The 258-nt window shown below is 52.7% G+C and carries 1 pseudogene; it reads right to left on the bottom strand.

The window, feature by feature from the left end:
- A pseudogene (locus NQ018_RS11390) lies at nucleotides 1-258 on the bottom strand (hypothetical protein); the annotation flags it as partial.

Here is a 258-nt window from a genome sequence, read left to right as displayed (position 1 = left end):
CACCATCAGTATCGGTGATCTCAGAAGAAGTCTCATCAGACTCCTCACCATCGGTGTACCCATCACCATCAGTGTCTTCCTCACCATCAGGCGTGCCGTCACCATCAGAATCCGAGTTCTTCGGATCAGTACCGTTGGCCTCCTCATCAGCATCGGAAACACCATCATTATCATCATCGGTGTCCGTCACATCAGGGATACCATCACCATCGGTATCAACCGGACCGTCTGGCCCTTCAATCAGATCCGCGGTGCCAT

This window comes from Corynebacterium kozikiae, from assembly GCF_024580965.1.
In the GTDB taxonomy this organism is placed as follows: domain Bacteria; phylum Actinomycetota; class Actinomycetes; order Mycobacteriales; family Mycobacteriaceae; genus Corynebacterium; species Corynebacterium kozikiae.
The sequence above is the reverse complement of the archived record's forward strand: the minus strand, read 5'-3'. Positions and strand labels throughout refer to the sequence as shown.